This is a genomic window from Stieleria sp., assembly GCF_041595215.1.
GTDB lineage: Bacteria > Planctomycetota > Planctomycetia > Pirellulales > Pirellulaceae > Stieleria > Stieleria magnilauensis.
On sequence record NZ_JBFHKV010000638.1, the window covers coordinates 1 to 4,973 of the forward strand.

Annotated in this window: 5 protein-coding genes; 2 read left to right on the forward strand and 3 right to left on the reverse strand. The window is 61.7% G+C overall.

The genetic code is table 11. The annotated features are described in order from the left end of the window. Positions 1-281: 281 nt before the first annotated feature. Genes ABX749_RS21565 through ABX749_RS21575 form a run of 3 tightly spaced genes read right to left on the reverse strand, consistent with a single transcriptional unit; the run spans position 282 to position 3,334 of the window. The gene (locus ABX749_RS21565) at positions 282-2,000 is read right to left on the reverse strand and encodes a hypothetical protein (protein ID WP_372897799.1); all 1,719 of its coding nucleotides are present in this window, start codon (positions 1,998-2,000) and stop codon (positions 282-284) included. Further along, positions 1,993-2,946 carry an ABC transporter ATP-binding protein gene (locus ABX749_RS21570; RefSeq protein ID WP_372897801.1) on the reverse strand — a complete coding sequence of 318 codons (954 nt, stop codon included), beginning with the start codon at positions 2,944-2,946 and terminating at the stop codon, positions 1,993-1,995. The genes ABX749_RS21565 and ABX749_RS21570 overlap by 8 nt, the downstream gene beginning before the upstream one ends. Positions 2,947-2,950: 4 nt before the next feature. Beyond that, positions 2,951-3,334 carry a GntR family transcriptional regulator gene (locus ABX749_RS21575; RefSeq protein ID WP_145219639.1) on the reverse strand — a complete coding sequence of 128 codons (384 nt, stop codon included), beginning with the start codon at positions 3,332-3,334 and terminating at the stop codon, positions 2,951-2,953. Between the two features lie 407 nt (positions 3,335-3,741). Between ABX749_RS21575 and ABX749_RS21580 the strand changes: the two genes are divergently transcribed. Then, positions 3,742-4,458: a DUF3467 domain-containing protein gene (locus tag ABX749_RS21580; RefSeq protein ID WP_372897802.1), complete on the forward strand. Its 717-nt coding sequence runs from the start codon at positions 3,742-3,744 to the stop codon at positions 4,456-4,458. A 33-nt stretch (positions 4,459-4,491) separates the two neighbouring features. Next, positions 4,492-4,973: nucleoside triphosphate pyrophosphatase (locus tag ABX749_RS21585; RefSeq protein WP_372897803.1), on the forward strand; the 482-nt coding region annotated here is incomplete at its 3' end.

Sequence of the window (4,973 nt, forward strand, 5' to 3'; positions counted from 1 at the left end):
GAATCTGATGGTGGAATCCGAGGACTTTTGCAGTCCAGGAGTCTGTTGATGTGTCTTGAAGATAGCAGGTGTGGGTTGGATGTTTGGTGTAGGTCAGGCTGTGCCTGACGGCCTATTGGCATGCACAGCATGCCCTACGCCTATTGGCATGCACAGCATGCCCTACGCCATTGGCATGCATAGCATGCCCTGCGCCTATTGGCATGCACAGCATGCCCTACGCCTATTGGCATGCACAGCATGCCCGACGCCCATTGGCATGCACAGCATGCCCGACGCTGCTAAGCGTGGCGACTGTGGGCCAGGCAGAGCGGGGCCAGCACGAGTCGGCTGTAGGGCATCAACACCGCTGCGGCCGTCAGGCAGTGCCACAAGGCAACTCGATCACTGGGCATCCATTGCCAGACGACTGCCGCGGTCGCGAACGTGCAGACGAGATAGCCGACCAGCAGTCCGACGACCGTTCGACGCCTGGTCAAACCGGATCGGTAGAGCATCGTTGTCGCGGTGACGACGAGGATGCCTTTGATGATGGCCAACCAAGGCAGCAGCGTCGGCAACTGGGCGATGCATTGCCACGCCCACAGCGTCCAGGCTTCCCAATCAGGGAACCGCAGAAATTGATACAGAAACCAGCTGAAGGCAAAAAAGGCGACGGCAAACTTCGCCGCGATCGTCCAGTACACGAAACGCTTCGATTCGGTCGATTGCGCCGCGATATTCCAGGTCGTCTGACGCAGCACCAGCAAGACGCCGATGACCGCTGCGATCAGGGTGAGTCTCCAAACCGCATCGGGAGTGTCAAACTGCGGGGCGATCGCCCGCTGCCACGCTCGGATCAACGGTGCACTTGCACCGTTGAACGACCAGATCGTAAACACGATCGGAACACCCAACAGGGACGCAAACCAAATCGTCGTCGCGATCAGCTGCTGGGTCCAGACGAGGGTGGTCGTTGCGATCGGGGCGACGGCGAGTGTGTTCGGCAAAAAACGCTGCTGCAAACCAGAGTTCTTCCATTCGTTCATGAAGATGCCGGGGAACAGCAACGCCACCACCAGGAACACCAACGAGTCGGTCCCCGCGTAACTGAATAGGGAAAAAAAGAGCACGATGAGCAACCAACCGGCGACGATGATTTTCGCTCCCATGCCGGCGAACTTGCTCGCTTCGAACTTGACCAACGCGGCGATCGGCGAAACCCGCGCCGGCCGCAGGAACGATGCCTCCGATGTGGCATCGGCGCCCACTGCCGGCAATGGATCCGCGGTCGCCAGCCATCCGGCCGATTCACTGATTCGCCCCGCGACGTGGAAGCGGGCCAGTCGGACGGCGCGTAGGGCGAGTAGCGTCAGCGCCGTGTAGGCCGAGAGGCCGACGATCCACGCGGCCGCGATCGAAGTCGTGTCCGAGGGAAGATCGGAGCGTTTGTCGGCGAACGCGAACGAAACCGAGACGATCAACCACGCGTAGGCCGGTACAAACAGGATGCCGATCAGTGAGGCGCGCGTGTAGGACCAGCGAAACGGATGCCAGGTGATCACGCAAGCCAAGACGAACAGAGTGGCGATCCCGATCGCGGGCATGAACCAGCGTTCCAACGGGGTTCCGAAGAACCTCGCCGTCATCGCAATGGCACCACAAATGGCAAGGGTCCAGAGCGTCTTCAGCCCCAGCGGAACGGCGGCCAGTTTCCATGTTTTCACCGGCATCCGTAGCAACCACGGCAGATAGCCCGTCGCGCCGCCGCTGACGTCCGCTCGTTCGCTGAAGTCGAACAACGCGAACGTGATGCCGAGCAGGGGCAGCGAGAACATGACGACGATCATGGTCGCGGTGCGTTTGAGTGCCAGTTGGCCACCGACATCGCCGTCGCTGAACACGCCGACGCTAAACAGGGCGGCACTGATGTGAATCACCAACATGTAGGCGATGGCGAGGGTCAGTGCCGTCCTGGAACGTGTGATCAATAATCGGGTCAGTGCAACGATCTCAGACATGCTGCATGCCCTCCACTTGCTTCGATGCGGATGCCGGCGGTTTGCGCTGCACGCGAGCGGCGAACCAGCGGTGAACCGTGGCCGGTTGTTGATTCACAAGTTCCCACCGCGCGCCGTCTGATTCAATGGACGGAACCGTCGGGCGGGAAGACGCGTTTTCGACATCGATCAACACAGACCATTCGGATGTGTCACCGGCGCCGCCGAACGAGCCCGGGATCTCGGGCGGACGTGACGAAGCTGTTTCGGTGCGATAAAAACACTCGGTGTAACGCTCCGGCAGGGTCGCCGCGGGAATGGATTCCAGCAACACGCCGTCGTGCAACAGCGCGATGTGGTCACACACCCGATCGATCTCTTCAAGCAGATGGCTGGAAAACAACACCGTGCGGCCTTCGTCGGCCACGGTGCGGATGATCGCTTCCAAAATGTCGGCCCGTGCGATCGGATCCAAACCGCTGCTCGGTTCGTCCAAGATCAGCAATTCCGGTCGGTGCGCGATCGCCGCCAACAGCGCCACGCGGGCTCGTCCGCCCTTGGACAGCGACTTGAGTTTTGCGGTCGTCGACAAACCGAACATGTCGCACAGTTGCGTCGCATAGCTGTCCGACCAGGTCGGATAGACGGTGCGACAGAAACTGATCAGGTCCCGGATTCGCATCCACTTCGGCAGCGAGTCTTCTTCGGTCATGTAGCCGATGCGGGCGAGTAGTTTTTCCGGCCGGATTGTCGGATCCTGGCCGAGCACGTTGACCGTGCCGTGCAACGCTTTCATCGAGCCGATCAAGTGCTGGATCAACGTCGTCTTCCCTGCCCCGTTGAGACCGACGAGTCCGAAGACGGACCCGCGCGGGATCTGCAAGCTGACATCAAGCAGCGCGTCCGTTCCGCGAAAGGAACGCGAGAGTGACTGGACCCGCACGGCAAAATCGTCGGTGGAAGTCATGGCTTTATTCCTTTCGTTGAAGGGCTTGCTGACGTGATGCGATCAGTTCATCCAGCTCGGCCGGGTCCGCGCCCAGGTGCCCGGCAAGCACCACAAGCTTGTCGATCTCGGGCGTGAGAATCTGTCGGCGGCGGGTGCGGCTGAGGGTTCCCGACGTTTCCGCGACGAAGGTCCCGGTTGTGCGACGCTTTTCGACCAGCCCTTCGTGTTCCAGCTCGCGGTAGGCCCGGGCGATCGTGTTCGGGTTGACCTTCAGCGTTTCGGCAAGCCCACGGATCGTCGGCAGCTCGTCACCGGCCTTGAGCTGCGCCGACAGGATTCGAAAGCGAATCTGTTCAACGATCTGCTGGTAGATCGGCTGGCTGCCGGATTGGATTTGGATCAACATGCTTGCACCCTTGTATTAATGCAGTGATACAATATGGGGCTGGCGGTGTCAAGCGTCTTCGTTCTCCTCCGCTCACTCGGCTCCAAGGCTCCGCTTTGGAACGCGCTGGTGGTGTGGCTCTGCCACACGCGGATTGTTTGGAGGTAGGAAGATTTTGGAGGTAGGAAGATTTTGGAGGTAGGAAGATTTTGGAAGGCACCGTCCACGACGTGTCGCTAATTTTCTTACCTCCAAAATTTTCCTACCTCTCCACCGAGCCACCCTGCCCCATCGCAGGGGCTCAGGGGCACGATGGCGGCGCTGCGTGACGGGTTTCGGACGGTGGCGGTGAGATTTAGACTGGTGGCGGTATTCCGATCGGAATCCGCGGCTGAATCCTCCCCCACCAAAGCACCAGCGTCCCACGCATGTCCTCTGACGACCAAACGCCTGATCCACCCGCGTCCGGCCAGCCCGGCCAGCAGCCGCAGCCCAACCCTCCGCTGCGGGCGCGGGTGCCCGATCACGTCGCCGGGGGGACGTTCAGCACCGGCGCGATCGTGATGACCGGACCGAGCGAGTACATCGTCGACTTTTTGCAGACGATCGGACGACCACACAAGGTGGCCGCTCGGGTGGTGATTCCCCATCCGGTGATGCCGCAATTCATCGAGGCATTGACGACCAATCTAGAGCTTTATCGGGGACGGTTCGGCGATCCGCACACGCCACAACCGCAGCCGCCCAACCCGGACGCACGTCGACCGAGTCCACAAGAAATCTATGACGATTTGAAGATGCCCGACGAGGTGCTCAGTGGGACCTACGCCAACGGCGTGATGATCGGGCATGGTGCGACCGAGTTCGGACTGGATTTCTTGACGAGCTTCTTTCCGCAATCGGCGGTCAGTGCCCGCGTCTTTGTCGCCGCCGGCCAAGTGCCGCGTCTGTTGGAATCGCTCAAGGGGGCCGTTCGGCAATTGGAGCAACGCCGGTTGGGGTTGCCGCCGACCGACCCGCCGCCCCCCGCTCCGCCGTCGTCGGGTCCACCGCCGGCCGGCCCGCCGCCAACTGGCCCGCCGCCAGCCGGCCCACCGCCGACAGACCCACCACCGGCTGGCCCTTCGGATTCAAACGGCAGTTAGGACGCGATGGCTATTTCAGATGATCTGCCGCTGATGCGTGGTTTGAGCCGAGCCCCGATCCCCGACGCCATGCCGTTGGTGTTGGCGAGCGGTTCGCCCCGGCGCGCGCAGCTGCTACGGGCGGCCGGGTATGAGTTCACGATCGATCCGGCCAGCGACGACGCTGAGTGCGGGGTCTGCAGTCGCGAAACGGCGCCCGAGCTGGTGGCACGCTATGCGTACCGAAAAGCGGAAAGCGTGGTGCGGCGACACGGTCGGGCGATGATTTTGGCCGCCGACACCGTCGCATCGTGCGGGGGGCAGATCTTGGGGAAACCGCACAACGAAGAGCACGCCGCGGAGATGCTGCGCACGCTCAGCGGACGTCGCCACGACGTGTACACCGGCGTTTGCCTGTGGTCCTCCGGCGAGTCTCGCTGCATCGTCGACGTCGTCCGCACCGAGTTGCAGATGCAATCGCTGTCCGAAACCATGATTCGAGAGTACCTCGACACGCTGTTGTGGGAAGGAAAAGC